This is a genomic window from Streptomyces durocortorensis (genome assembly GCF_031760065.1).
GTDB lineage: Bacteria > Actinomycetota > Actinomycetes > Streptomycetales > Streptomycetaceae > Streptomyces.
Window position 1 is genome coordinate 4,243,964 of record NZ_CP134500.1, and the last position, 25,934, is coordinate 4,269,897.

The 25,934-nt window shown below is 73.4% G+C and carries 22 protein-coding genes; 12 read left to right on the forward strand and 10 right to left on the reverse strand.

What is annotated here, in order from left to right; translation table 11 throughout:
* Positions 1-52: 52 nt before the first annotated feature.
* The 6 genes from RI138_RS18900 to RI138_RS18925 are packed head-to-tail and all read right to left on the reverse strand — an operon-like array spanning position 53 to position 5,572.
* On the reverse strand, positions 53-1,282 hold the full coding sequence (locus RI138_RS18900; protein ID WP_311120888.1) for a cytochrome P450 family protein: 1,230 nt from the start codon (positions 1,280-1,282) through the stop codon (positions 53-55).
* A complete protein-coding gene (locus RI138_RS18905; RefSeq protein ID WP_311120889.1) occupies positions 1,279-2,565 on the reverse strand; it encodes a cytochrome P450 in 1,287 nt (428 codons plus the stop codon). The genes RI138_RS18900 and RI138_RS18905 overlap by 4 nt, the downstream gene beginning before the upstream one ends.
* Positions 2,562-3,236 carry a GTP-binding protein gene (locus RI138_RS18910; protein WP_311120890.1) on the reverse strand — a complete coding sequence of 225 codons (675 nt, stop codon included), beginning with the start codon at positions 3,234-3,236 and terminating at the stop codon, positions 2,562-2,564. The genes RI138_RS18905 and RI138_RS18910 overlap by 4 nt, the downstream gene beginning before the upstream one ends.
* Positions 3,217-3,588 (reverse strand): DUF742 domain-containing protein, encoded by a 372-nt coding sequence (locus RI138_RS18915; protein ID WP_096627745.1) that lies wholly within the window; start codon positions 3,586-3,588, stop codon positions 3,217-3,219. The genes RI138_RS18910 and RI138_RS18915 overlap by 20 nt, the downstream gene beginning before the upstream one ends.
* Positions 3,585-4,007 carry a roadblock/LC7 domain-containing protein gene (locus tag RI138_RS18920; RefSeq protein WP_096627743.1) on the reverse strand — a complete coding sequence of 141 codons (423 nt, stop codon included), beginning with the start codon at positions 4,005-4,007 and terminating at the stop codon, positions 3,585-3,587. The genes RI138_RS18915 and RI138_RS18920 overlap by 4 nt, the downstream gene beginning before the upstream one ends.
* Positions 4,004-5,572, reverse strand: coding sequence for a sensor histidine kinase (locus tag RI138_RS18925; protein WP_311120891.1), 1,569 nt, complete (start codon positions 5,570-5,572; stop codon positions 4,004-4,006). Before RI138_RS18925 ends, RI138_RS18920 begins: the two co-directional genes overlap by 4 nt.
* 266 nt (positions 5,573-5,838) lie before the next feature.
* On the opposite strand from RI138_RS18925, the gene RI138_RS18930 reads away from it, so the two are divergent.
* The 3 genes from RI138_RS18930 (at position 5,839) to RI138_RS18940 (ending at position 11,226) form a co-directional block, all read left to right on the forward strand.
* Positions 5,839-8,730: an FAD-linked oxidase C-terminal domain-containing protein gene (locus RI138_RS18930; protein WP_398863272.1), complete on the forward strand. Its 2,892-nt coding sequence runs from the start codon at positions 5,839-5,841 to the stop codon at positions 8,728-8,730.
* 64 nt (positions 8,731-8,794) lie between these two features.
* Positions 8,795-9,898: a hypothetical protein gene (locus RI138_RS18935; protein ID WP_311120892.1), complete on the forward strand. Its 1,104-nt coding sequence runs from the start codon at positions 8,795-8,797 to the stop codon at positions 9,896-9,898.
* A complete protein-coding gene (locus tag RI138_RS18940) occupies positions 9,895-11,226 on the forward strand; it encodes a hypothetical protein (RefSeq protein ID WP_311120893.1) in 1,332 nt (443 codons plus the stop codon). Before RI138_RS18935 ends, RI138_RS18940 begins: the two co-directional genes overlap by 4 nt.
* A 41-nt stretch (positions 11,227-11,267) precedes the next feature.
* Here the strand turns inward: RI138_RS18940 and RI138_RS18945 are convergent, their stop codons facing one another.
* Together RI138_RS18945 and RI138_RS18950 are read right to left on the reverse strand one after the other, a co-directional pair.
* Positions 11,268-12,425: a serine hydrolase domain-containing protein gene (locus tag RI138_RS18945; protein WP_311120894.1), complete on the reverse strand. Its 1,158-nt coding sequence runs from the start codon at positions 12,423-12,425 to the stop codon at positions 11,268-11,270.
* An 84-nt stretch (positions 12,426-12,509) separates the two neighbouring features.
* On the reverse strand, positions 12,510-13,394 hold the full coding sequence (locus tag RI138_RS18950; protein WP_311120895.1) for a LysR family transcriptional regulator: 885 nt from the start codon (positions 13,392-13,394) through the stop codon (positions 12,510-12,512).
* Positions 13,395-13,569: 175 nt separating this feature from the next.
* Here RI138_RS18950 and RI138_RS18955 point away from each other — a divergent pair, with 175 nt between their 5' ends.
* Positions 13,570-14,577: an EamA family transporter gene (locus RI138_RS18955; RefSeq protein ID WP_311120896.1), complete on the forward strand. Its 1,008-nt coding sequence runs from the start codon at positions 13,570-13,572 to the stop codon at positions 14,575-14,577.
* Positions 14,578-14,596: 19 nt separating this feature from the next.
* Here RI138_RS18955 and RI138_RS18960 read toward each other — a convergent pair whose 3' ends face one another.
* Positions 14,597-15,031 carry a type II toxin-antitoxin system VapC family toxin gene (locus RI138_RS18960; protein WP_311120897.1) on the reverse strand — a complete coding sequence of 145 codons (435 nt, stop codon included), beginning with the start codon at positions 15,029-15,031 and terminating at the stop codon, positions 14,597-14,599.
* The gene (locus tag RI138_RS18965) at positions 15,028-15,270 is read right to left on the reverse strand and encodes a ribbon-helix-helix domain-containing protein (protein WP_311120898.1); all 243 of its coding nucleotides are present in this window, start codon (positions 15,268-15,270) and stop codon (positions 15,028-15,030) included. The genes RI138_RS18960 and RI138_RS18965 overlap by 4 nt, the downstream gene beginning before the upstream one ends.
* A gap of 220 nt (positions 15,271-15,490) precedes the next feature.
* Between RI138_RS18965 and RI138_RS18970 the strand changes: the two genes are divergently transcribed.
* From RI138_RS18970 to RI138_RS19005, 8 genes are all read left to right on the forward strand, one after another.
* The gene (locus RI138_RS18970; protein WP_311120899.1) at positions 15,491-16,297 is read left to right on the forward strand and encodes a TIGR03084 family metal-binding protein; all 807 of its coding nucleotides are present in this window, start codon (positions 15,491-15,493) and stop codon (positions 16,295-16,297) included.
* A complete protein-coding gene (locus RI138_RS18975; protein ID WP_311120900.1) occupies positions 16,294-18,024 on the forward strand; it encodes an acyclic terpene utilization AtuA family protein in 1,731 nt (576 codons plus the stop codon). Before RI138_RS18970 ends, RI138_RS18975 begins: the two co-directional genes overlap by 4 nt.
* A complete protein-coding gene (locus RI138_RS18980; protein WP_311120901.1) occupies positions 18,021-19,628 on the forward strand; it encodes an acyl-CoA carboxylase subunit beta in 1,608 nt (535 codons plus the stop codon). The genes RI138_RS18975 and RI138_RS18980 overlap by 4 nt, the downstream gene beginning before the upstream one ends.
* Positions 19,629-19,635: 7 nt before the next feature.
* Entirely contained in the window at positions 19,636-21,630 is a 1,995-nt protein-coding gene (locus RI138_RS18985; RefSeq protein ID WP_311120902.1) for an ATP-binding protein, read from the forward strand.
* Complete coding sequence (locus RI138_RS18990; RefSeq protein WP_311120903.1) at positions 21,627-22,787, forward strand: acyl-CoA dehydrogenase family protein; 1,161 nt, start codon at positions 21,627-21,629, stop codon at positions 22,785-22,787. The genes RI138_RS18985 and RI138_RS18990 overlap by 4 nt, the downstream gene beginning before the upstream one ends.
* Positions 22,788-22,988: 201 nt before the next feature.
* The gene (locus tag RI138_RS18995; protein ID WP_311120904.1) at positions 22,989-24,572 is read left to right on the forward strand and encodes a 4-coumarate--CoA ligase family protein; all 1,584 of its coding nucleotides are present in this window, start codon (positions 22,989-22,991) and stop codon (positions 24,570-24,572) included.
* Positions 24,569-25,312: an enoyl-CoA hydratase family protein gene (locus tag RI138_RS19000; RefSeq protein WP_311120905.1), complete on the forward strand. Its 744-nt coding sequence runs from the start codon at positions 24,569-24,571 to the stop codon at positions 25,310-25,312. The genes RI138_RS18995 and RI138_RS19000 overlap by 4 nt, the downstream gene beginning before the upstream one ends.
* Positions 25,300-25,914: a TetR/AcrR family transcriptional regulator gene (locus tag RI138_RS19005; protein ID WP_096627721.1), complete on the forward strand. Its 615-nt coding sequence runs from the start codon at positions 25,300-25,302 to the stop codon at positions 25,912-25,914. Before RI138_RS19000 ends, RI138_RS19005 begins: the two co-directional genes overlap by 13 nt.
* The last annotated feature ends 20 nt before the right edge of the window (positions 25,915-25,934 follow it).

The window sequence follows — 25,934 nt, forward strand, 5'->3', positions numbered from 1 at the left end:
ATAAGCCGGAGACGTGCGCTCCGGCCCGTGGACGTCAAGGCAGCGCGCGGAACTACGCCTCGTGGCCGAACGGGCAGCCCAACTCCACCGGCAGCTCGTACAGGTCGTTCTGCGTCACGATCGGCTTGTTGCGCAGCTCGGTGGCCGGGACCGCCAGTTCCAGTTCCGGGAACCGCTCGTAGAGGGCGGGGAGCGCGATTCCGGCCTCCAGGCGGGACAGCGCCGCGCCCGGGCAGACGTGCGGGCCGTGGCCGAAGGCGATGTGGCGGTTCGGGGTGCGGGTGGCGTCGAACTCGCCCGCCGTCGGGCCGTACTGCTCCTCGTCGCGGCCCAGCGCGCCGAACGAGATGATCAGGCCCTCGCCCTTCGGGAGGATACGGTCGCCCACCTCGATGTCCTCCGTCGCGAAGCGGATCAGGACGTGCGAGGTCGGGGTGTTCCAGCGCAGCGTCTCCTCGATCACGCCCTCCCACCCGATCTCCCCGTCCAGCACCTTCTTGCGCTGCTCGGGGTGGGTCTGGAGCGCCTCGACCACGTTGACGATCAGACTGATCGTGGTCTCATGTCCGGCGGCGATGATCAGTTGCAGCGTGTTGACGATCTCCTCGTCGGTGAGGTGGTCGCCGTTCTCGGAGGCCGCGATCAGGGCGCTGGTCAGGTCGTCGCCCGGGTTCGCCCGCTTGTCGTCGACGATCTTCGTGAAGAGGGCCCCGAGGTCCGCCATCATCTGCGGGACCTCCTCCGGCGGGGTCTGCGTCGAGAAGAACTTCTCGAACAGCTCCTTGAGGCGCGGGTGGTCCGCCCCGTCCACGCCCATCAGCTCGCTGATCACGTTCATGGGCAGGGGGTAGGCGAACTCGGCCTTCAGGTCCACCGGCTGCCCGGCCGGCAGTGCCGCCAGCTTCTCCAGGCTCGCGTTCGTCAGCGCCTCGATCCCGGACCGCAGCCGCTCCACCCTCTTCACCGTGAGCGCCTGTGCCACCAGCGTACGGAGACGACGGTGGTCCGAGCCGTCGACCGTCAGCATCGAGCGGCCCGGGTTGGCCAGGCCGATCAGCGGCCAGTCCATCGGTATCTCGCCGCGCTGCCAGGCGTTCCAGACGTTGATGTCCTTGACCACCCGGCTGTCGGTGAGCAGCGCGCGGGCCTCCGCGTGGCGGGTGACCGCGTAGACGTGCACCCCGCCCGGCAGCTCCACCTCCGCGAGCGGACCGGCGGCCCGCAGCGCGGCGCTCTCGCCGTCGAGGTCGGTGACGAACGGGTCGAGCGCGATGCGGGTCATGCGGGGCCTCCGAAACTTCCGGGTCTGCCGAGGGCGGGCGTGGGCGTGAAGGTCACCGGCAGGTCCGTCAGACCGCGCAGCCACGGTGACGGGCGGCGCGTGAGCTGCTCGGCGGGGACGGCGAGGTCCACGTCCGGCAGCCGGTCGAGCAGGACCTCGATGCCGGTACGGGCGATGACCTCGGCGGTCTCCTGGGCCGGGAACGGGCAGCGGTGCTCGCCGTGGCCGAAGGAGAGGAAGGCGTTGTTGCCGCCGGTCAGCGTCGAGCCGTCGGTCCGCACCTGGGGGTCCCCGTTGGCGGCGGCGAGGCCGAGGAGCAGCAGGTCACCGGCGCGGATGTGGCGGCCGCCGAGATGGGTGTCGCGGGAGGCCCAGCGGCCCGCCACGTTCTGGGTCGGGGTGTCCTCCCAGAGGACTTCGTTCATCGCCTCGGCGACGCTGTGCCGCCCGCCGGAGAGCGAGGCGGCGAACCGGTCGTCGGTGAGCATCAGGCGCAGCGAGTTCCCCATCCAGTCGGCGGTCGGCTGGTGCCCGGCCGCCATCATCACCATGAGGTCCTGGGCGACCTCCTCGTCGGTGAAGCCGCCGCGGTCGGCGATCATCCGGCTCGCCACGTCGTCGCCGGGCTCGGCGTGCTTGTCGGCCAGCAGCCGGAACATCGAGGTGGCCAGGTGCTGCTGCCCGGCGAGCGCCCGCTCGCGGCCGTCGATCATGTCGTTGATCGCGCCGACCAGGGGGTGCGCCTCCGCGTCGGAGAAGCCGTAGATCCTGGCCAGCACGAGGGCGGGGAGCAGCTTGGCGTACTCCGCGATGATGTCCACCGAGCCCTTGGTGCAGAACCGGTCGATCAGCTCGTCCGCGAACTCCTCCGCGTAGCGCTTCAGGGAGAACGGGTCGACGCCCTCCAGCGCGTTGCTGATCATCATCGCCCGGACGCTGTGGCGCTCGCCGACCGTGTAGAGGATCGAGGGCTGCTTGCGCCCGATCATCGGCAGCAGCGGCCAGTCGTCGGGGATGCGGTCCCACTGGTTCCACAGGTCGGAGTCCCGGCTGAAGAGGACCGGGTCGCCGGTGACCTGGTGCAGTTCGCGGTAGCCGAGGATCAGCCAGGCGGGCACGTCCCCGTCGAGCACGACCGGGGCGACGGCGCCGTGGTCGCGCCGCATGTCCCGGTAGAGCTGGACGGGGTCGCTCTGGAAGCGGGGCCCGGACAGGGGTACGGACCCGTGGGTGACGGGGCAGCCGGAGGTGGCGGTGCCGGTGGTGCCGGAGGTGGTCGTCACGGGGCGGGCTCCGGGGTCGGTCCGGCAGCCGCCAGGGCCGCGTCGGCCAGGGCCCCTGCGGGGACGGCCGCCTCGGGGGCGCGCAGGCGGGCGGCGGACAGCGCGGCCAGGTGCTCGACGAGCGTGATGAGCACGTACTTGCTGGAGGACCGGTCGCGTGCGTCGCACTCCACCAGCGGTACGTCCTCCGAGAGGTCCAGGGCCTCGCGGATCTGCTGCTCGCTGTGGAGCGGGCCGCCGAAGTCGTTGCACGCCACGATGAACGGCGTGCCGTGGTGCTCCAGGCGGTCGATGGCATACCAGGAGTCGGCGAGCCGACGGGTGTCGACGAGGACGACCGCGCCGAGCGTGCCGGAGAACAGCCGGTCCCACAGGAACCAGAACCGCTCCTGTCCGGGCGCGCCGAAGAGGTACAGCACGGACCGTTCGTCGAGCGTGATGCGGCCGAAGTCGAACGCCACGGTGGTGGACGTCTTGGCCTGCACGCCGTCGAGGTGGTCGACGGCCTCGCCCGCGCGGGTCATCGTCTCCTCCGTGTTGAGCGGACGGATCTCGCTCACGGATCGGACCATGGTGGTCTTGCCGACGCCGAAGCCGCCGACGACAACGATCTTGAGTCCGTTGTCGGCCGTCGAGCTCAGGGCGGCGCGGTCAGAGGTTGCGGAGTCCAACGAGCACCTGTTCCAGGATGTCGGGGTCGGGGAGCCGGTCCGCGACACGGGCGGTACGGGGGTGGCGGGCGCTGACCCGGCCGGTGTCGAGCAGGTCGCACAGCATGATGCGAACGATGCTGACGGGCAGGTTCAGGCTCGCGGCGATCTCGACGACGGCGGTCGGGCCCTGGCACATCCGCAGGATCGCGACGTGCTCCGACTGCATGCCGGGGGCCGGGTCGCACTCGGCGACGACGAGCGTCACCAGGTCGAAGGCGGCCGAATCGGAACGGCTGCGGCCCCCGGTGAGGGTGTACAGCCGGTCCGGATCGTCGTCGCGGCCCGGGCGCGGGCGGGGCGCCGTCGTCATACGGCCGTGCCCTCCGCCACGGGTGCGCGCGGCGGGGCGACCAGGTGCTCGCCGAGCTGTTCGACGAGCTCGCTCATGTTGTGGCCGACGAGGCCCACGTCGGAGTCCTCGTCGGCGACGACGGCGAGGTGGGCACCGGCGCCCGCCTCGACGATGAACAGCACGCCGCCGTAGAACTCGGTCATCGCGGACCGTACGCCGCCGGTGCCGTCACCGAACTCGATGGACGCGCCGTGCGAGAGGCTCTGGATTCCGGCGGAGATCGCGGCCAGCTGGTCGGCCTGGTCGACGGAGAGCTCGGGGGTGCGGCACAGCTTGAGGCCGTCGCGGGACAGGACGAGGGCGTGGCGGGTGCCGGGGGTGCGGTCGAGCAGCCCCTCCAGCAGCCAGTTGAGCTTCTCGTCGGTGGTCGCGGTCATCGGGTGTTGCCTTCCGGGTGCGGGGAGTTGGCTCGTACCGCCCTGCTGAAGGTGCTGAAGCGTGCTGCCTGGACCTTCGGGTCGGTGGTGGTACGGGCCCGGGGGGTGTCGGCTTCGCCGGGGGCGGCGTTGCCGGTACGGGCTTCGGCGGCGGCCAGGGTGCGGCCGCGGCGGCGCTTGGGCAGACCGCTCTCGCCGAACGTGGGCACGCTGCCGGTGGATTCGGACGCGGACTCCGGGGAGCGTGCGGGCTCCGCCGCCGGGGGCAGGGGCGTGGAGGCGGTGTCATCGGAGGCGCCGTCCGGGGCGTTGCGGGCCGCGGGGGCGGAGTCGGCGGCGCCCGCGCCCTCGGCCGACGCGTGGGACGGCTCCGGCTCGGCGGGTGCGGTGGTGGCCGGGGCGGCCGGGAGCGTGGCAGCCGGCGTCCGTACGGCCGGTGCGGGGGCGCGGGAGATGAGGTCCTGAGGGAGCATCATCAGCGCGCCGGTGCCGCCGCGCGCGGACGGCCGGAACGAGACCGTCAGCCCGTGCTTACGGGCCAGCCGACCGACGACGGCGAGGCCGAGGCGGGTGCCGGACAGGTTGGTGAGGTCCTGGTTCTCGGCGGAGACGGCCCGCTCGGCGCGGCGCAGCTGCACCTCGCTCATGACGAGCCCGCTGTCCTCGACGGTGATGACGATGCCCGCCGGGACCTCCTCCACGTAGACGTGGACCTCGGCGGTGGGCGGCGAGAAGTTGGCCGCGTTGTCGAGGAGTTCGGCGAGCGCGTGCATGACGCCCTCGGCCGCGTGACCGGCGATCGCGACATCGCTGGTGGAGTGGAGGCGGACGCGCTGGTAGCTGCCGATCCGGCCCATCGCGCCGCGCAGGATCGACTCCATCACGATCGGCTTGGCCCAGCGGCGGCCGGAACGCGCCCCGGTCAGTACGGCGATGGAGTCGGCGAGCCGGCCCGCCTGGGCGGTGCGGTGGTCCAGGTACAGCAGGTCCCCGAGCACGGACTCGTCGGCGTGCCGGTGCTCCATCTCCCGCAGGTCGGCCAGCATGCTGGTGGCCAGGGCCTGCATCCGTCCGGCCGCGTTGGCGCAGGCGGCGACGGCCGCGGAGCGCTCGGTCTCGGCGCGGGTGGCACGGGCGGTCAGCCGCTCGACGGTGGTGGTGAGGCGGTCCCGTTCGGCGGCGGCCTCGGCGCGGATGCGCTCGTTCTCGGCGCGGGCGTCGGCGGCGACCCGGGCGGTCTCGGCGGAGGCGACGGCCTTGATCCGGGCACTCTCGGCGGTGTAGCGCTGGGCTTCGGCCGCGGAGGCCGAGACCAGGCGTGAGGTCTCGGTGGTGAACCGCTGGGCGTCGGCGGCCCGCAGGGATCGCAGCGTCCGCGCGGTCCCCAGGGTGTGGACGGTGACGGCCGCGGCGACGCTCAGCAGTACGGCGGCGGCGCCCGCTCCCCATGCCAGCGGGGTCCGTACCGTGTCGGGGGCCGCGGCGACGGCCCACAGGGTCAGCGTGCCGGTTGCGACGGCCGAGATCAGCAGGGCGAGTGCGGTGGGCCGGTGTGAGGGGCGCAATCGGAGTCCTCGGTGGCGGACGTGCGGGGCGGGGCGGGGCGGTACGGGGTGGGCAAGGCGAAACCGTACCGGTCAAATCCGGACAGTTCGCCACGGGTGTGGGCGATCATGCACAACTGGAGCTGACAATTCCTGCTCAAGTCTTGGTCACTATAGGAGACTTGACGGTCTGTTTGGGAAGATCTTGTGGGCTTTTTTGTGAGGCTTGCCCGCCTTTACCCGACCGCATCCCAAGAGTTCATCTGTACCGACGGCATGCTGAAGCCATGGCCGAACAGCATCGACCGCATACCGGACCCTCCGGACCCTCCGGACCCTCCGGACCCTCCGGACCCTCCGGACCATCCCGTGCCTTTGTCGGGGCGCTCCGCGCCTCCGTGCGCGGCGAGAGCGACTTCGGGCCCGCCGCGCGGGCCCTGACGACGATGGACGCCTCCAACTACCGCCGCGTCCCGCTCGGGGTTCTCGCCCCGCGCGACGCCGACGACATCGCGGCCGCGCTGACGGTCTGCCAGGAGTATCGGGTTCCGGTGGTGGCGCGCGGTGGCGGCACGTCCATCGCCGGGCAGGCCACCGGCACCGGCCTCGTGCTCGACCTCACCCGCCATCTGCGGACGATCCTCGACCTGGACCCGGTCGCCCGCACCGCCGTCGTCCAGCCCGGCGTCGTCCTGGACGACCTGCGGGCCGCCGCCGCCCCGCACGGGCTGACGTTCGGCCCCGACCCGTCCACGCACAGCCGCTGCACCATCGGCGGGATGATCGGCAACAACTCCTGCGGGGCGCACTCGGTGGCCTGGGGCACGACGGCCGACAACGTACGGGGACTGTCGGTCGTCCGGTACGGGGGCCAGGCGCTGCGCCTGGAACAGGGGAGCGGTCAGGGGCCGGAGGGCGTCGGCCCCCACGGTGTGCGTGAACTGATCGCCGCCCACCTCGCCCCCCTCCGCACCCGCTACCCCGACCTCCCGCGCCGCATCTCCGGCTACGCGCTCGACGCCCTGCTCCCCGAGTACCCCGGCGGCCCCGACCCGGTCCGGGCGTTCTGCGGCAGCGAGGGCACCCTCGCCGTGGTCACCGAGGCGACCGTGCGCCTGGTCGAGCCCCCGCGCGCCCGCGCCCTGGCCGTCCTCGGGTACGCCGACGAGTCCGCCGCCGCCGAGGCCGCCCCGGGCCTCCTGCCGTACGGCCCGCTCACCGTCGAGGGCATGGCAGCCGACCTCGTACGCGAGTCCGCCGGGCTGCCGCGCGGGGCCGCCTGGCTGTTCGTCGAGACGGGCGGGGCGACCGGGTCCGATGCCCGCGCGCACGCCGAACGCATCCTGCGGGCGGCCGACGCCGTCGACGGGACGGTCGTCACCGACCCGGCCGGGCAGCGGGCCCTGTGGCGCATCCGGGAGGACGCCGCCGGGACCGCGACCCGGATGCCCGACGGCAGCGAGGCCTGGCCCGGCTGGGAGGACTGCGCGGTGCCGCCCGCCCGGCTCGGTGCGTACCTGCGCGACTTCCGGGCGCTGCTCACCGAACACGGCCTGCGCGGAACCCCGTACGGCCACTTCGGCGACGGCTGCATCCACGTGCGCATCGACTTCGACCTCCTCACCCCGGCCGGAACCGCCCGCTTCCGCCGCTTCTCCGAGGAGACGGCCGACCTGGTCGTCGCGCACGGCGGCTCCCTCAGCGGCGAACACGGCGACGGCCAGGCGCGCGCCGAGCTGCTGCCACGGATGTACGGGGACGAACTCGTCGGCCTCTTCGGCCGGTTCAAGGACCTGTGGGACCCGGACGGCGGCCTGAACCCCGGGATGCTCGTCCGCCCGGACCGCCTCGACGAGAACCTCCGCTTCGAGGTTCTGCCGAAACGCCCGGTCGACGTGGAATTCGGCTACCCGCAGGACGGCGGGGACTTCGCGGGAGCGGTGCGCAGGTGTGTCGGCGTCGCCAAGTGCCGTACGACGGAGGCGCCGGGTGCGGGCGTCATGTGCCCGTCCTTCCGCGCGACCGGCGAGGAGGCCCACTCCACGCGCGGGCGGGCCCGGCTGCTGCACGAGATGCTGGCGGGCGAGGTGATCACCGACGGCTGGCGGAGCACGGAGGTACGGGACGCGCTCGACCTCTGCCTCTCCTGCAAGGGGTGCCGCAGCGACTGCCCGGTGGGCGTCGACATGGCCACGTACAAGGCGGAGTTCCTGCACCACCACTACCGGGGCCGCCTCCGCCCCGCCGCCCACTACGCCCTGGGCCGCCTCCCGCGGTGGCTGCGCCTGGCCGCGCCACTGGCCCGCCCGTTGAACGCCCTGGCCCGGCTGCGCCCGCTCGCCGCACTCGCGAAGCGGCTGGCGGGGATCGCGCCCGAGCGGACGATTCCGGTGCTGGCGACGGAGACGTACAGCCGGTGGCTGCGCCGGAGGCAGGGCGAGGGGACGCGCGTCCTCGCGTCGGACCGGGTGGTGGCCCTGTGGGCGGACACCTTCACCGAGTACCTGTCCCCGCAGGTGGGCCGGGCGGCGGTCCGGGTGCTGGAGGAGGCGACGGGGCGCACGGTGCTCCCGGCCCCGCGCGGAGTGTGCTGCGGTCTCACCTACGTGTCGACGGGCCAGCTGGACGCGGCCCGCCGCGTGATGCGCCGCACCCTGGACCGGGTCGGCCTGCTCCCCGGCCACCCGCTCGTCGTCCTCGAACCGAGTTGCGCCGCCACCCTCCGCACGGACCTGCCCGAACTTCTCCCCGACGACCCGCGCGCCGCCGAACTGGCCGAGAGCGTGAGGACCTTGGCCCAGTACCTGGAGGAGTACGCCCCCGACTGGACCCCGCCCCGCCTGGACCGCCCGGTCACCGGCCAGACCCACTGCCACCAGCACGCGGTCCTCGGCGACGCGGCGGAGCGGCGCCTGCGGGAACGGATGGGGCTGACGGGTGAACTGAGCGGGGGGTGCTGCGGTCTGGCCGGGAACTTCGGTTTCGAGAAGGGGCACTGGGAGGTGTCCGTGGCCTGCGCGGAGGAGCAGCTGCTCCCCTCCGTACGGGAGTCGGGACCGGAGAGCGAACTCCTCGCGGACGGGTTCTCCTGCCGTACGCAACTGGACCAGCTGGCCGGACGCCGGGCCCGGCACCTGGCGGAGGTGATCGCGGACGGGCTGGAGGGCGGCGGGAGGTGACCCCGTAGCATCGACGGGTTTGCGGCGGTCGTCGCGCGGTCGCGTAGGTGCAGGGGGAAGCGTTGTGAAGAGCGGTGGCAGGTGGTGGCGGAAGCGTACGGTCCTCGCCTCCGCGCTGGCGGCAGTGGTGCTCGTATCCGGTGGGGGGCTCTGGGCGAAGGACAGCGGGCTCTTCCGGGACCGCTACTGCTGGGACGCCTGGCAGCAGGACAGCGGGGCCCGGTTCCTCGGCGACGAGGCCCTGGGCAAGTCCGGCTCCGAGCGCGCGGCCGTCGAGTCCGGTACGCCGGGCGGCGACGGGAGGACGGCGACCTGCACCCTCACGGTGACCTCGTCCGTACCCGACGACGACTCCACCGAGCCGATCCGCTTCGAGGACCGGGTGACGCTGAGCTACGGTCCGGTGCCCGAGGCCCCGGACGAGCGGTACGCCTGGATCGAGCGGTACTTCAGCGGCACCGCCTCCGCGCTCCCCGACGGCCTCGACGGCCTCGTCGCCGGGGACCGGGCGATGCTCGTGCTGCCCGAGTCGTGCGATGTGGAGGGCAGGCCGTCCGCGGTGACCCTGTGGGCCGAGAGCTGGGGCGACGGCCACCTGGGCAAGCGGCAGACCCCGCTGACCATCGGCACCCTGCCCGACGTGGGCCGCATGCTGCTGGGCGCCGCCGAGGCGGGGATGCGGAAGGCGGGGTGCGCGCCGGAGGAGCCGCTGCGGATGACGTCGCCTATGACCCGGGTCGCCGAGCGTTCGGGCAGTGCCAGGAATCCGGTCTGCCGGATCCCCGGGGTGACGCTCGACCTGGGGAGCACCTCCCGGTACGAGCAGCAGGTGGGCGTCGTCGACGACCGGCTCCAGACCTGCTCGGTCGTGTGGCCCCAGAGGGGCGGGCCGGCCGAACCGGCGGCCCAGTTCGTGATGGCCGCCACGCCCCGGACGGCGGCGGTGTTCGCCGGTCTCCCCGAGGGCGAGGAGCACGGTCTCCTGCGCGCCTCCTGCGACGACCGGGACGTGGTGTTCTACGGGCGGATCGAGTCGGGGGTGTCCAGCTCGGAGAAGGCCGACCGGAGGGTGGTGGCCCGGTTCGCCGAATCGGCGGGCCGGCGCATCGGCTGCGCACCCACGACGTGGAACCGCAGCGGGAGCCAGAGCCAGGGGGCGGCACGATGACGGAGGGGGCGAGGGGCGCGGGCGCGGACGCACTTCCGGCCACGGCTGACGGTGTCACGGGTGGCGGCGTCACGCCTGGCGGGGTCACGGGTGATGGCGCTCCGGGGGACGGTGTCACGCCGGAGGGTCCTCCGGTCGACGGCGCTCCGGTCGACGGCGCTCAGGCCGACGGTGACACCCCCGACGGTGCCCCGGCCGGGCGGCCCCCGTTGCTGCGGCGGCTCCTCCGTAGCCGGACGGTCCTCGCCGCCACCGCTGCCGGGCTCGTCGGTGCGCTGTTCGGCGCGGGGGCGGTCGCCTGGCGGACGGACACGCTGCCGCTGCTCTCCCACGCCCCCTGCTGGGGCGCGTTCGACGACGACCTGGCCACGCGCGTGTTCGGCGACCTGGAGGTCTCGGCCGAGACCCAGCGACTACAGAGGGACCCGCGCACCCGTGTCGCCTCGTACGGGCAGTGCCGCATCACGAGCCACGGCGAGAAGGTCCCCGTGGTGAGCCAACTGACCGTGCGCGTCCGTGAACTGGACGGAACCCACCAGAGGGAGGCGCGGTCCTGGACGAGTGAGTTCCTCCAGGCCGACATGGCACCGATGGGGAACGGGCTGCCCGGTATGGCGTCCGCGTCCCGGGCCTGGCTGGCGCTGCCGCAGAGCTGCGTCGGGGCTCCGGACCAGCTGGCCACGCCGACCGTCGTCGACCTCGCGATGGGCGAAACGGGCGGCCGCGGCTTGCCGGAGCACGACCTGAAGGAGCGCGGGGCCCTGTCCGCGGCGGCGGTGGCGGTGGCCAACGGCGTCCTGCGTGAACTGGGCTGCTCCGGTACGTACGGTTCCGCGGAGCCCACCGGTTCGTACGTCGCCTGGGAGGACACCACCCCGGACGCGCTCTGCGGCATCAAGGGGCTTCGGCTGCCCGCCGGTTACCGGGAGTCGCTGCCGCGGACCCGCGTGGGGCAGGAGGGCGGCGCGGCCCGCTCCTGCGAAGTGGGCTCCTCCTACCCGCCGGGCGAACTGCATCTGACGACCGTCGTGGACCCGCAGCTGGCCCATGTGTTCGCCCTGGAGGCGCTCCACGGCGGTACCCGCCTGCGCGAGGCGAAGGGCCGGGGCCCCGGTGGGTTCGGTTCGCTGGACGTCACCAGGGGGGTGTACGTGGCCCACTGCCAGACCGGTGATGTGGTCTTCCTGGTGGAGCGGCTGAAGTCCGTCGGTGACGGTGAGGCCAGGCGTACGAACCTCGTCCGCGCCCTGCTGCCCCGCTATGTGGAGGCGGAGGCCGAGCGCATCGGCTGCGGCCCGGTCCGGCTGACGCTGCCGGAGCTGAGGTAGCGGGCCGGGTTTGCCCGGACGGACAGGCCCGGCCCGGCTCCTCAGCGCATCGGGGCCGCCGCCCGGCTTACCGCCTCCGCCAGGCGGGCGTTCTCGGGGGCCGCGCCGCCCTGGGAGGCCCAGGTGCGCCGCGTGTACCCGTACGCCACCCCGTTCACCGGGTCCGCGAAGGCCTGTGAGCCCGCGGCGCCGGAGTGGCCGATCGTGCCCTCGCCCAGGAACGGGTAGGTGCCGCGCAGCGCCTCGAAGCCGAGGGCGAAGCCGTCGACCGTGCCGGTGACCACGTCGGTGCCGTGCCAGTGGACCCGGCCGAACTCGGCGAGGGTGTCCGGCTTGAGCAGGGGGTCCCGGCCGTCGAGCCCCGCCGCGGCGGCCGCGTACATCCCGGCGAGGCCGCGCGCGGAGGCGACACCGCCCACCGACGTGGGGCCCAGGGCCCGGGTCGTACGGGAGTTGACGAGGGCCACCATGTCGATCGCGGTCCGGGAGCCCGCACTGAAGGCGATGCCGGTCGGGCTCACCGGGTCGACCGGGTTCGCCAGCATCTCCGCGGTCTGCTCGGGCGTGGGCACCAGCGGCCGGATCGGCACGTACCGGTCCTCCAGCGCCTCGGGCAGCCCGAGGTGGAAGTCGAGTCCGTACGGGGCGCGGACCCGCTCCTCGAAGTGCTCCTGGACCGAACGGCCCGTCACCCGGCGCACCACCTCACCGGTCAGCGCCCCGATGGTCAGCGCGTGGTAGCCGAGGGCCGTACCGGGCTGCCAATAGGGGGCCTGCCCCGCGAGCCGGGCGGCGATCAGGCGGTCGTCGGCGAGCTCGTCGGGGGTGAAGCCGCCGTCGGCGCCGATCAGCCCGGCGCGGTGCCCGAGCACCTCGCGCAGGGTCAGCCGCTCCTTGCCGCCGCCGGTGAACTCCGGCCAGTACGCGGTGATGTGCCGGTCCAGGTCGAGGATTCCCTCCTGCACGAGCAGGGCGACCACCAAGTGGGCCGCGCCCTTGGTCGAGGAGTAGACGGCGGGCAGCGCGTCGCCGGTGATGCCGTCCCCGGCCCAGAGGTCCACGACCGGCCGGCCGTCCAGGTACGCGGCGAGCTGTGCGCCGGGCTCGGCGGTCTCCTCGGCGAGGACGGCGGCGAACTCCTCCCGTACGCCCTCGAATCCCTCGGCGACCGTTCCCCTGACGGTGATGTCGTACGCCATGATTTCTCCCCCTGGTGCGTCCGGTGGTTGCTGTTCTGCCCCAACAGGCCGCGACGGCGGGAAAATTCCTGGAGCATATCCACCTCACGGGCCGCGCGCGATGATCTCGCGGGCCAGGGCCGCCAGATCGGGCAGGGCCGGGTGGCCGGGTGCGTCGCGGCGGGCGAGGAGGACCGGGACGCCGGGGGCGTCGTCGAGCGGGACGTAGACGACCCCCGCGTGCGGGTGCATGTCGGCGGTCGAGGCGGTGGACACCCCGTTGCCGCGTCCGGCGGCGATGGCGGTGAGCCAGTCGTCGGTGTTGCCGACGGTGAGGGTGGCGGCGGGCCGGGCGTGGGGAGGCCACAGGCCGATCGTGGTGGTGCCGGAGACGGTGTTGAGGACGACGGGGCCGTCCGCGAGATCGGCGAGGGCGAGCGAGGTGCGCCCGGCCAGCGGCCCGTCCGCGGTGACCGCCGCCACCCGCACCTCGGTGAACAGCACCTCGGCGACGAGCCCCGGCGCGTCCACGGGCCCCCGCAGCAGGGCGGCGTCGACCTCGCCCCGGGTGAGCCCGGCGGTGCGGTCGTCGATCCGGAGCAGTTCCAGCGGGGTCCGGGGGTGCCGCTCATGCCAGGCCCGCAGCAGCGGGGTGGTGTACGGCCCGAACGCGGACCAGGCGTGCCCGAGCCGCAGGGGCCACTGGCGCAGCCGCCCGGAGTCGAGCGCCTCGTCGAAGGCGGCGACCGCGGCGGCGGCCTTGTCGCGGAAGGCGACGCCCTCGGGGGTGAGGGCGAGGTGGTGCGTGGAGCGGTCGACGAGCCGGACGCCCAGGTGCATCTCCAGCGCGGCGAGGGTGCGGGAGACGGCGGGCTGGGTCAGGCGGAGGCGGGCGGCGGCACGGGTGACGTTGAGCTCGTCGGCGATGGCGAGGAAGGCGCGCAGATGCCGGAGTTCGACAGGGCGGCCGGTGGAGCGTCCCGGGTTCATGCGTGGGGAGCATAACGGGAGCTTGATCGGCATTTCACGGAACGCGCGGGGGTCCTTACGGTGAGGGAAAGGCCTTGGCGGGCGAGTGCGAGATGCCGTACTGTCCGGTGCATTGCACTGCACTGACCTCGCTTTTCTCCCCCGTGTTCGCCCCCTCCTCCTCCGGAAGGTCCCCGTGAACGACCAGCGCAGCGCCGCCGCCGCAGAACCGGCCGCCGCGGCCGTCGCCGTACCGGAAGCGGTGACGGCACTGGAAGGCACCGGCCCGGGCCCGGGCGGCCGGGGGAGTGACGTCCGGGGGAAGGCGGGTGCCGGGCGGGCCGGTTCCGACCGCAGGGCGGCGCTGGTCCCGGTGGTGCTGGTGATCGCGGGCGGTCTGTCCGTCCAGTTCGGCTCGGCGATCGCGGCGCTGCTGATGCCGAAGGCGGGGGCGCTGGGCGTCGTCACGCTGCGGCTGGCGGCCGCCGCGCTGATCCTGCTGGTGGTCTGCCGCCCGAAGCTGCGGGGCCACTCGCGCGCCGACTGGGGGACGGTGGTCGCCTTCGGCGTCGCCATGGGCGGCATGAACACGCTGTTCTACCAGGCGCTGGACCGTATCCCGCTGGGCATCGCCGTGACCCTGGAGGTGCTCGGCCCGCTGGCGCTCTCCGTCTTCGCCTCGCGCCGCCTGATCAACGTCGTGTGGGCCGGGCTCGCCCTCGTCGGCGTGGTTCTTCTCGGTGGCGGCGGCTTCGACCGCCTGGACCCGGTGGGCGCGGCGTACGCGCTGGGGGCCGGGGCGATGTGGGCGGCGTACATCGTCTTCAGCGCCCGCACCGGCCGCCGCTTCCCCCAGGCGGACGGACTGGCCCTGGCGATGGTCGTCGCCGCACTCCTCTCGCTGCCCCTGGGCATCATGGAGTCGGGGGCGAAGCTGGCGGTCCCCTCCGTCATGGCGCTCGGCGCGGCGGTGGCGATCCTGAGCTCGGTCCTCCCGTACACCCTGGAACTCATGGCCCTGCGCCGCCTGCCCGCCTCCACGTTCGCCGTGATGATGAGCCTGGAACCGGCGATCGCGGCGACCGCGGGCTTCCTCATCCTGAACCAGGCCCTGTCCACCACGGACGCCCTCGCCATCGCCCTGGTCATCGGGGCGAGCATGGGCGCGGTACGCAGTCAGGCGGGGGCGCGGAAGAAGGCGTGAGCCGGGGGTGGTGTCCGCCTCAGCTGTCGGCGGGCAGGATGCGGAAGGCGTCCAGCCCGGGCGTCAGGGGTGCCATGGCCCGGAAGTCGCGCTGGTCCAGGGTGAAGACGCGGTTGGTCCGGTAGCGGTCGGCGAGGGCCACCCCGACCGCGTCGGCCAGGTCCAGTCGCAGGCCTTCGTACTTCTGGCGGACCTCATGGGCGGTACGCAGATCCGCGAGCCTGAGCTCGGCGAGGCGGTACTGCCCGTCTTCCATGCGGGAGTTCAGAGCCTCCATCACCTGCATCGCGGCCGGGAACCCCAGGTCGCGATGGACCAGGCGGTCCAGCTCGGTGACGACCAACGGTGAGATGGCCAGCCGCTCGTGCTCCATGACCCGGGCCGCATCGGAATGCTCAGGCTGCGCGGCGTCGAAAGCGGCGTAGAGGGCCGAAGTGTCGGCGACGATGATCAACGGCGTGCGGCCCGTTCCTTGATGTGCTCGTACACCGACTCGTCCATCTCGTCGGGCGTGCGGGGGCGCCCGCTGTCGAAGACCGGCAGTTCCCGGCTGCGCTTCGGGCGCTCCGCGTGTTCCAGCAGCAGCGCGATGCCGCGCCGGATGAGCTCGGCCTTGCTGACGCCGGTGGCGGCCGATTCGGCGTCCAGCCGCACTTCCAGCGCCTCCGGAAGATACACGGTCGTCTTTATCATGCCGCCCAGATTACCGCCCTGCCCTACGTAGGGCAGGGTGGTAAATGTGCTGCGCGCCGGTCACCAGGTGCAGGGCGCCTGAGGGTCGCTGATGGAGTCGGAGAGCTCGGGCGCACGGTAGCGGGGTGTCCGGGGCCGAAAATCATGCAAGCGTGCTTGATTGTTTCCTGGGGCGCTGCCATGCTCCTGGGCACCACACCCGGTCCCGAGGGGAGCGCACGTGTCCGCTGTCGTAGCCGTGATCGATGATCTGCGCGAGGAGGGCGACGAACTCGACGCGCTGGTAGCGGTGTTGGACGATGTGGCCTGGCGCGGGCCGACGCCCGCCGCGGGGTGGACCGTCGCCCACCAGATCGCCCACCTCGCCTGGACCGACGCCGTCGCGCTGCTGGCGACCACCGAGCCGGAGCGGTTCGGCGACGAGGTGGCCAGGGCGCTCGCCGCCCCCGAGACCTTCGTCGACGAGGCCGCCGAGGCCCTGGTCGCCGACCACGCGCCGCACGCCCTCCTCGCACGGTGGCGGGGCGGGCGGCAGCGGCTCGACAAGGCGTTGCGGGACGCCCCGGCGGGGACCCGCATCCCCTGGTACGGCCCGCCGATGAGCGTCGCGTCCCTGGCGACCGCCCGGCTCATGGAGACCTGGGCCCACGGCCAGGACATCGCCGACGCCCTCGGCGTCACCCGCACCCCCACCGCCCGGCTGCGGCACGTCGCACGGATCGGCGTACGGGCCCGGAACTACGCCTACGCGGTGCGCGGCACCACCCCGCCCGAGGAGGAGTTCCGCGTCGAACTCCGCTCCCCTGGCGGTGAGGTGATCGCGTACGGGCCAGAAGGCGCCGCCCAGCGCGTCACCGGGCCGCTCCTCGACTTCTGCCTCCTGGTCACCCGGCGCGCCCACCGCGCCGACCTCGCCGTCACCGCCGAGGGGCGTGAGGCCGACCAGTGGCTCTCCATCGCCCAGGCGTTCGCCGGACCCCCGGGGCCGGGCCGCCCGCCCCGCGCGGAACAGGACGGCCAACGGTGAGCGCCCCCGCCCCCCTCCGCATCGGCAACGCCTCCGGCTTCTACGGCGACCGCTTCGACGCCCTGCGCGAGATGCTCACCGGCGGCCCCCTGGACGTCCTCACCGGCGACTACCTCGCCGAGCTGACGATGCTCATCCTCGGTCGCAGCCGCCTCAAGGACCCCGAGAAGGGGTACGCCACCACCTTCCTGCGTCAGCTGGAGGAGGGGCTCGGCCTCGCCCACGACCGCGGGGTGAAGATCGTCGCCAACGCGGGCGGCCTCAACCCGGCCGGACTCGCCGACGCTGTACGGAAGTTGGCGGCCAAGGTCGGCGTCCCCGCCCGCGTCGCCCACGTCGAGGGCGACGGCCTGCCCGTCCCGGACGGGTTCCTCACCGCCAACGCCTACCTCGGCGGCGCCGGGATCGCCGCCTGTCTGCGCGCCGGGGCCGATGTCGTCGTCACCGGCCGGGTCACCGACGCGGCCCTGGTCACCGGGCCCGCCGCCGCCCACTTCGGCTGGGGCCCGGACGATCTGGACGCCCTCGCGGGGGCCGTGGTCGCCGGGCACGTCCTGGAGTGCGGCACGCAGGCGACCGGCGGGAACTACGCCTTCTTCGGCGAGCACGACGCGCGCAGCCTGCACCGCCCCGGCTTCCCGCTCGCCGAGATCCACGCCGACGGGTCCTCCGTCATCACCAAGCACGACGGTACGGGCGGGGTCGTCGACCTCGGTACCGTCACCGCCCAACTCCTGTACGAGACCGGGGGAGCCCGGTACGCGGGCCCCGACGTCACCGCCCGCCTCGACACCGTGGTGCTGACCCAGGACGCCCCGGACCGGGTCCGCATCCAGGGCGTACGCGGCGAGGCCCCGCCGCCCACCCTCAAGGCCGGTCTCACCCGGCTCGGCGGCTGGCGCAACGAGGTCGTCCTCGTCGTCACCGGACTCGACATCGAGGCCAAGGCCCGTCTCGCGCGGGCCCAGTTCGCCGACGCCCTGGCGCGGAGCGAGGCCCGCCCGCCCGCCGAGGTCCGCTGGGAGCTGGCCCGTACGGACCACCCCGACGCCGACACCGAGGAGCGGGCCAGTGCCCTCCTCCGGCTCGTCGTCCGCGACCAGGACGCCGACGCGGTCGGCCGGGCCGTCTCGGGGGCCGCCGTCGAGCTCGCCCTCGGTAGCTACCCGGGCTTCCACGTCACCGCCCCGCCCGGAAAGGGCGCCCCCTACGGAGTGTTCGAGGCGATCCACGTACCGGCGGGGGAGGTCGAGCACACGGCAGTGCTGCCCGACGGGGCGCGGGAGGTCGTCGAACCGCCAGCCCGTACAAGGGAGCTGTCCGAGGTCCACGCATCGCCGCTCCCCGCCCCGTACCCCACCGGACCCACCCGACGCGCCCCCCTCGGCCTCGTCGCGGGCGCCCGCAGCGGCGACAAGGGCGGTGACGCCAACGTGGGCGTGTGGGTGCGCGACGACGACGCCTGGCGGTGGCTGGCGCACGAGCTGACCGTCGAGCGGTTCCGGGAGCTGCTGCCGGAGACCGCCGAACTCACCGTCGTACGCCATGTCCTGCCCAACCTGCGCGCCCTGAACTTCGTCGTCCACGGCCTCCTGGGCGAGGGCGTCGCCGCGCAGGCGCGGTTCGACCCGCAGGCCAAGGCGGTCGGGGAGTGGCTGCGGTCGCGGTGGCTGCCCGTCCCCGTGGCACTGCTCGAAGACGCCCACGCCCCGGAGGTGACCGCATGACCGTCCTGCCCACCGGGCTCGACACCAACAGCCCCGAATACGCGGCGAATCGGGCCGCCATGGCAGAGAAGCTCGCCGCACTGGAGGCCGAGCACGCCAAGGCGCTCGCGGGCGGCGGCGAGAAGTACGTGGCCCGGCACCGAGGGCGCGGCAAGCTCCCCGCACGGGAGCGGATCGAGCTGCTGGTCGACCCCGACACCCCGTTCCTGGAGCTGTCGCCGCTGGCCGCCTGGGGCAGCGCCTCCCCCGAGTACACGGTGGGCGCCTCGCTCGTCACCGGGATCGGGGTGGTGGAGGGCGTCGAGTGCCTGATCACCGCCAACGACCCGACCGTACGCGGCGGGGCATCGAACCCCTGGACGCTGAAGAAGGCCCTGCGCGCCAACGAGATCGCCTTCGCCAACCGGCTGCCGTGTATCAGCCTCGTCGAGTCGGGCGGCGCCGACCTGCCGTCCCAGAAGGAGATCTTCATCCCGGGCGGTGCCCTGTTCCGGGACATCACCAGGCTCTCGGCCGCCGGAATCCCCACCGTGGCCGTCGTGTTCGGCAACTCCACCGCCGGAGGCGCGTACGTCCCCGGGATGTCCGACCACACCGTGATGATCAAGGAGCGGTCCAAGGTCTTCCTCGGCGGACCGCCCCTGGTGAAGATGGCGACCGGCGAGGAGAGCGACGACGAGTCCCTCGGCGGGGCCGAGATGCACGCCCGTACGTCGGGTCTCGCCGACCACTTCGCCGTCGACGAGCACGACGCGCTCCGGCAGGCCCGGCGTATCGTCGCCCGGCTCAACTGGCGCAAGGCGCACCCCGATCCGGGGCCCGCCGAGCCGCCGAAGTACGACGAGGACGAGCTGCTCGGCATGGTGCCGGGCGACCTGAAGGCGCCCTTCGACCCGCGCGAGGTCATCGCCCGGCTGGTCGACGGCTCGGACTTCGACGCGTTCAAGCCGCTGTACGGGACGAGCCTGGTCACGGGGTGGGCCCGGCTGCACGGGTATCCCGTCGGGATTCTCGCCAACGCGCAGGGCGTGCTGTTCAGCGAGGAGTCGCAGAAGGCGGCCCAGTTCATCCAGCTCGCCAACCAGCGTGACATTCCGCTGCTCTTCCTCCACAACACCACTGGCTACATGGTCGGCAAGGAGTACGAGCAGGGCGGCATCATCAAGCACGGCGCGATGATGATCAACGCGGTCGCCAACTCCGGAGTCCCGCATCTGTCGGTCCTGATGGGCGCCTCGTACGGGGCCGGGCACTACGGCATGTGCGGCCGCGCCTACGACCCGCGCTTCCTCTTCGCCTGGCCGAGCAGCAAGTCCGCAGTCATGGGCCCGCAGCAGCTCGCGGGTGTGCTCTCCATCGTCGCCCGCGCGTCGGCCGCCGCGAAGGGGCAGCCGTACGACGACGAGGCGGACGCGGGGCTGCGCGCGATGGTGGAGCAGCAGATCGAGGCGGAGTCGCTGCCGATGTTCCTGTCCGGGCGGCTGTACGACGACGGGGTCATCGACCCGCGCGACACCCGGACCGTCCTCGGGATGTGCCTGTCCGCGATCCACACCGCACCGGTCGAGGGCGCCCGCGGCGGCTTCGGCGTCTTCCGGATGTGACCCGCGCATGAGGAGAGACGTGATCGACACGCTGCTCGTCGCCAACCGGGGCGAGATCGCCTGCCGGATCTTCCGCACCTGCCGGGAGGTGGGCATCGCCACCGTCGCCGTGTACTCCGACGCGGACGCCGACGCCCTCCACGTACGGGAGGCGGACCTCGCCGTACGCCTGCCGGGCTCGGCCCCCGCCGACACCTATCTGCGCGGCGACCTCGTCGTGGCCGCCGCGCTGGCCGCGGGGGCGGATGCCGTGCACCCCGGCTACGGCTTCCTCTCCGAGAACGCCGCCTTCGCCGCCGCCGTACAGGACGCGGGCCTGGCGTGGGTCGGCCCGCCGGTGAAGGCCATCGAGCTGATGGCTTCCAAGACCCGCGCCAAGGAGCTGATGGCCGGGGCGGGGGTACCGCTGCTGGCCCCCGTCGACCCGGCGGCGGCGGGCGAGGGCGACCTGCCGCTGCTGCTGAAGGCGGCCTCCGGCGGGGGTGGCCGCGGAATGCGGATCGTGCGCGAACTCCAGGCGCTTCCACATGAGTTGAGAGAGGCTGCCGCCGAGGCCGCGTCCGCCTTCGGGGACGGGGAGGTCTTCGCGGAGCCGTACGTGGAGCGCGGCCGGCACGTCGAGGTCCAGGTCATGGCGGACCGGTACGGCACCGTGTGGGCGCTCGGGACCCGGGACTGCTCGCTCCAGCGCCGCCACCAGAAGGTCATCGAGGAGGCCCCGGCGCCCGGCCTGGACGCGGCCCTGCGCACCCGGCTCCACGAGGCTGCGGTGGCGGCGGCGCGGGCGGTGGGCTACCGGGGCGCGGGGACCGTGGAGTTCCTGGTCTCCGCCGAGGGGCGGCCGTACTTCCTGGAGATGAACACCCGCCTCCAGGTCGAACACCCGGTGACGGAAGCCGTGTTCGGCGTGGACCTGGTCGCGCTCCAACTGCGCGTGGCGGAGGGGGAGCCGCTGCCCGCGCCGGGACCCCCGCAGGCGGTCGGCCACGCGGTCGAGGCCCGGCTCTATGCCGAGGACCCCGCGCGCGACTGGCAGCCGCAGACCGGGGCACTGCTCGCGCTGGAGGTGCCGGAGGCGCCCGGCCTGCGCCTGGACACGGGGTACGTGGGCGGCGACACCATCGGTGTGCACTACGACCCGATGCTCGCGAAGGTCATCGCCCACGCCCCGACCCGCCCCGAAGCGGTCCGGCTGCTGGCCCGTGCCCTGGAGCGCGCCCGCATCCACGGCCCGGTCACCAACCGCGAACTGCTCGTACGTTCGTTGCGCCACCCGGACTTCGCGGCGGGCCGGCTCGACACGGGCTTCTACGACCGGCACCTGGCGGACCTGACCGCCCCGGGAGCCGGCGACCCCGGCGTCGCCGCCCTCGCCGCCGCCCTCGCGGAAGCCGCACGCGCCACGAGATCCCCGGGCCCCGCCCCCGCCCGCTTCGGCGCCTGGCGCAACGTCCCCTCGCAGCCCCAGGTCAAGCGCTACCGCAGCGAGCCGGCCGGCGTCGAGTACGAGATCGCCTACCGCACCCCGCGCACCGGCACCCCGGAGCCGCACGAGGCACCCGGCGTCCGGGTCCTCGCCGCGACCCCCGACCGGGTCACCCTCGAACTGGACGGCGTGACCAGGCACTTCAGCATCACCACCGACCGTGACCGCGACCGCCGCCGACTCCACGTGGACACCGCCCACGCCTCGTACACCTTCACCGCCCTGCCCCGCTTCACCGACCCCGCCACGCACGCCGACCCCGGCTCCCTCCTCGCCCCCATGCCCGGCACCGTCGTCCGCCTCGCGGAGGGCCTCGCCGCCGGGGCGGCCGTGGCAGCCGGGCAGCCGCTGATCTGGCTGGAGGCGATGAAGATGGAGCACCGCATCCTCGCCCCCGCCTCCGGCACCCTCACCGCCCTGCACGCCGCCCCCGGCCACCAGGTCGAGGTGGGCGCGCTGCTCGCCGTGGTCCAGGAGGACCTGGGCCCCGCCCCCGCAACGGAGGAGAACGCATGAGCACCGTCCTCGAAACCGAAGAGCACCAGGCGCTGCGCGCCGCCGTCGCCGCCCTCGGAAAGCGGTACGGGCGCGACTACATGACCACCGTCGTCCGCGAGGGCTCCCACACCCACGAGCTGTGGGCCGAGGCCGCCAAACTCGGCTACCTCGGGGTGAACCTTCCCGAGGAGTACGGCGGCGGAGGCGGCGGCATGGCGGAACTCTCCATCGTCCTGGAGGAGTTGGGGGCGGCAGGCTCGCCGCTCCTGATGATGATCGTGTCGCCCGCGATCTGCGGCACGGTCATCGCCCGCTTCGGCACGGACGAACAGAAGCGGAAGTGGCTGCCGGGCCTGGCGGACGGGAGCCTCACCATGGCCTTCGGTATCACCGAGCCGGACGCCGGGTCCAACTCCCACCGGATCACCACGACCGCCCGCCGCGAGGGCGCGGACTGGGTACTCACCGGCCGCAAGGTCTTCGTCTCCGGTGTCGATATGGCCGATGCCACCCTGATCGTGGGCCGCACGGCAGACGCCCGCTCGGGCAAGCTGAAGCCCTGCCTCTTCATCGTCCCGCGTAACGCCCCCGGCTTCGGACGCAACCGGATCGAGATGGAACTCCACGCCCCCGAGAAGCAGTTCGAACTCGTGCTGGACGACGTACGGCTCCCCGCCGACGCCCTGGTCGGCGACGAGGACGCGGGCCTCCTCCAGCTCTTCGCCGGGCTGAACCCCGAGCGGATCATGACGGCCGCCTTCGCCATCGGGATGGGCCGCTTCGCGCTCGGCAGGGCCGTGGAGTACGCCCGTACGCGCCAGGTCTGGAAGGACCCCATCGGCGCTCACCAGGCCATCGCGCACCCGCTCGCCACCGCGCACATCGACCTCGAACTGTCGCGCCTGATGATGCAGAAGGCCGCCCGGCTGTACGACGACGGCGACGACGCCGGGGCGGGCGAGGCGGCGAACATGGCGAAGTACGCGGCGGGCGAGGCGTGCGTGAAGGCGGTCGACCAGGCGGTCCACACGCTCGGCGGCAACGGCCTGACCCGCGAGTACGGACTCGCGTCCCTGATCACCGCGTCCCGGGTGGCCCGGATCGCCCCGGTCAGCCGGGAGATGATCCTCAACTACGTCTCGCACCAGTCGCTGGGCCTGCCGAAGTCGTACTGACCGAACACGTACCGCCGAAGCCGTACCAGGCGAAGCCGCGCGAGCCGAGTCGCACCAGAGGGCGGCCCGGAGTGAAGAAGCCCGTCCGACCTCTCCCCCTACCGCCCCCGCAGGGGTGATTCTGTCCCTCCACACCCGCACGGCGTCCCTGGCGCTCCGGAGCCCCCGGAGCGCCGGGGCCCGCGACGACAGGGGTCCGCCATGGTGTTCCGCAGTGAGTACGCAGACGTACCGGCCCTCGACCTGCCCATCCACGAAGCGGTCCTCGGCGGGGCCGCTCAGCTCGGTGACACCGTCGCCCTGATCGACGGTACGAACGGCAACTCCCTCACGTACGCGCAGCTCGACGCCTTCCACCGGCGCATCGCCGCCGCGCTCGCCGACGCGGGGCTGAACCAGGGCGACGTGCTCGCCCTCCACAGCCCGAACACCATCGCGTACCCGGCGGTCTTCTACGGCGCCACACGCGCCGGGGCGTCCGTCACGACGGTCCACCCGCTCGCGACGGCCGAGGAGTTCGCCAAACAGATCGGCGACAGCGGGGCGCGCTGGATCGTGACGGTCTCCCCGCTCCTGGAGACGGCCCGGCGGGCGGCCGAACTGGCGGGTGGCGTCAGCGAGATCTACGTCTGCGACCGGGCGGAGGGCCACACCTCCATCCTGGACATGCTGTCCTCCACCGCTCCCGAGCCGCAGATCACCATCGACCCCGGCCAGGACGTGGCGGCACTCCCGTACAGCTCCGGCACGACCGGCACGCCCAAGGGCGTGATGCTCACGCACCGGTCGATCGGCACGAACCTGGAGCAGCTGCGCCCGGTCATGCCCATGACCGAGGGAGAGCGCATCCTCGCGGTCCTGCCGTTCTTCCACATCTACGGCCTGACGGCGCTCATGAACGCCCCGCTGCGCTGCGGCTCGACGGTCGTCGTCCTGCCCCGCTTCGACCTGACGCAGTTCCTGGAGACCATCCAGACCCACCGGATCACGGCCCTGTACGTGGCTCCGCCGATCGTGCTGGCGCTGGCGAAGCACCCGCTGGTAGGTGAGTACGACCTGTCCTCGCTCCAGTACATCGTCAGCGCCGCGGCCCCGCTGGACGCCGAGCTGGCGGCCGCGTGCTCGGCCCGGCTGGGAGTGCCGCCGGTGCGGCAGGCGTACGGGATGACGGAGCTGTCGCCCGGTACGCACGTGGTGCCGCTCTCCGCCGAGCGGCCGCCGCCGGGCACGGTCGGCAAGCTGCTGCCGGGTACGCAGATGCGGATCGTGTCCCTGGAGGACCCGGCGAAGGACGCCGCGCCGGGCACGGACGGCGAGATCCTCATCCGCGGCCCCCAGGTGATGAAGGGCTACCTGGGCCGCCCGGACGCCACCGCCGCGATGATCGACGGGGACGGCTGGGTGCACACCGGGGACGTCGGCCGTATCGACGAGGACGGCTGGCTGTACGTCGTCGACCGCGTGAAGGAGCTGATCAAGTACAAGGGCTACCAGGTCGCCCCCGCCGAGCTGGAGGCCCTGCTGCTGACCCACGGGCAGGTGGCGGACGCGGCGGTGATCGGGGTGTACGACGCCGAGGGCAACGAGGTCCCGAAGGCGTTCCTGGTCAGGAGCGCGGGGGCGGACGACCTGACGGCGGAGGACGTCATGGCGTACGTCGCCGAACGCGTCGCCCCCTACAAGAAGGTGAGGCAGGCCGAGTTCATCGAGGCGGTGCCGCGTGCCGCCTCGGGCAAGATCCTCCGGCGCGAGCTGCGCGACCGGGAGAAGACGGAGGAGAAGTGACCTTGATTGCCAAGTCCTGGAACCGGGGCGTGGCGACGCTGACCCTGGACTCCCCGGTGAACCGGAACGCGCTGTCGGCGGCGCTGGTGGGAGAAGCGCGGGAGGCGCTGGAAGCCTGCGCCGCCGACGACACCGTACGGGCGATCGTCCTGACCCACACCGGGACGACGTTCTGTGCCGGGGCGGACCTGACGGCGCCGCCCGACCCGGAGGCGTTCGTGGGCCTGATGCGGGCGATCGTGGAGCTGCCGAAGCCGGTGGTGTCCCGGGTGGAGGGCCACGTCCGGGCGGGCGGCCTGGGCCTGCTGGCGGCGTGCGACATCGCGGTGGCGGGCCGGGCGTCGTCCTTCGCCCTGACCGAGTCCCGCCTGGGCCTGGCCCCGGCGGTGATCTCCCTGACGCTCCTGCCGCGCCTGGACCGTACGGCGGCGAACCGCTACTACCTCACCGGGGAGCGGTTCGGCGCGGCGGAGGCGGCGAGGATCGGCCTGGTCACGCAGGCCGCCGGGGACCCGGAGGACGTGGACCGGGCGCTGGCCCCGGTCCTGGACGGGCTGCGCAGGGCGTCACCGCAGGGGCTGGCCGCATCGAAGGAGCTGGTCACGGCTACGGTTCTGAAGAGATTCGACCAGTACGCCGAAGACCTCATCGCCCGCTCCGCCGCGTTGTTCGCCTCCGAGGAGGCCAGGGAGGGGATGACGGCCTTCCTTGAACGACGGGACCCGGCATGGGTGCGGTGACCTCTTCGTCCGCTTCTTCCACTCCCAAAGCCGCTCACGCGCCCAAGCAGGACCGCAGCCGGGCGACGCGACAGCGGCTCCTGGAGGCGGCGGTGGCCTGCCTGGCCGAACACGGCTGGGCGGGCTCCACCGTCTCCGCCGTCGCCGAGCGCGCCGGGGTCTCGCGGGGTGCGGCCCAGCACCACTTCCCGACCCGCGAGGACCTGTTCACGGGGGCGGTGGAGTACGTGGCGGAGGAACGCTCGGCCGCCCTGCGCGCACTCCCCGTGCAGGGCCGCGCGGACGTGGTGGCGGCCCTCGTCGACCTCTACACGGGCCCCTTGTTCCGGGCCGCCCTCCACCTGTGGGTCGCCGCCTCCAACGAGGACCAACTGCGCCCGCGCGTCACGGAACTGGAGGCGCGGGTGGGCCGCGAGACCCACCGCATCGCCGTCGAACTCCTGGGCGCGGACGAGTCGCGCCCGGGCGCCCGCGAAACGGTCCAGGGGCTGCTGGACATGGCCCGCGGCCTGGGCCTCGCCAACCTCCTCACCGACGACACCGCCCGGCGGGCGCGGGTGGTGGCGCAGTGGGGGGCGCTGGTGGAGGAGGGGCTGGGCTGAGCCCCGGCCGAGCCCGTACG

Bases quoted from the DNA above. Each gene is read 5' to 3' on its own strand.
- RI138_RS18900 (WP_311120888.1), bottom strand. From the start codon at position 1,282: ATGACCCGCATCGCGCTCGACCCGTTCGTCACCGACCTCGACGGCGAG.
- RI138_RS18915 (WP_096627745.1), bottom strand. From the start codon at position 3,588: ATGACGACGGCGCCCCGCCCGCGCCCGGGCCGCGACGACGATCCGGAC.
- RI138_RS18920 (WP_096627743.1), bottom strand. From the start codon at position 4,007: ATGACCGCGACCACCGACGAGAAGCTCAACTGGCTGCTGGAGGGGCTG.
- RI138_RS18930 (WP_398863272.1), top strand. From the start codon at position 5,839: ATGGCCGAACAGCATCGACCGCATACCGGACCCTCCGGACCCTCCGGA.
- RI138_RS18940 (WP_311120893.1), top strand. From the start codon at position 9,895: ATGACGGAGGGGGCGAGGGGCGCGGGCGCGGACGCACTTCCGGCCACG.
- RI138_RS18945 (WP_311120894.1), bottom strand. From the start codon at position 12,425: ATGGCGTACGACATCACCGTCAGGGGAACGGTCGCCGAGGGATTCGAG.
- RI138_RS18950 (WP_311120895.1), bottom strand. From the start codon at position 13,394: ATGAACCCGGGACGCTCCACCGGCCGCCCTGTCGAACTCCGGCATCTG.
- RI138_RS18965 (WP_311120898.1), bottom strand. From the start codon at position 15,270: ATGATAAAGACGACCGTGTATCTTCCGGAGGCGCTGGAAGTGCGGCTG.
- RI138_RS18980 (WP_311120901.1), top strand. From the start codon at position 18,021: ATGACCGTCCTGCCCACCGGGCTCGACACCAACAGCCCCGAATACGCG.
- RI138_RS18985 (WP_311120902.1), top strand. From the start codon at position 19,636: ATGAGGAGAGACGTGATCGACACGCTGCTCGTCGCCAACCGGGGCGAG.
- RI138_RS18990 (WP_311120903.1), top strand. From the start codon at position 21,627: ATGAGCACCGTCCTCGAAACCGAAGAGCACCAGGCGCTGCGCGCCGCC.
- RI138_RS18995 (WP_311120904.1), top strand. From the start codon at position 22,989: ATGGTGTTCCGCAGTGAGTACGCAGACGTACCGGCCCTCGACCTGCCC.
- RI138_RS19005 (WP_096627721.1), top strand. From the start codon at position 25,300: ATGGGTGCGGTGACCTCTTCGTCCGCTTCTTCCACTCCCAAAGCCGCT.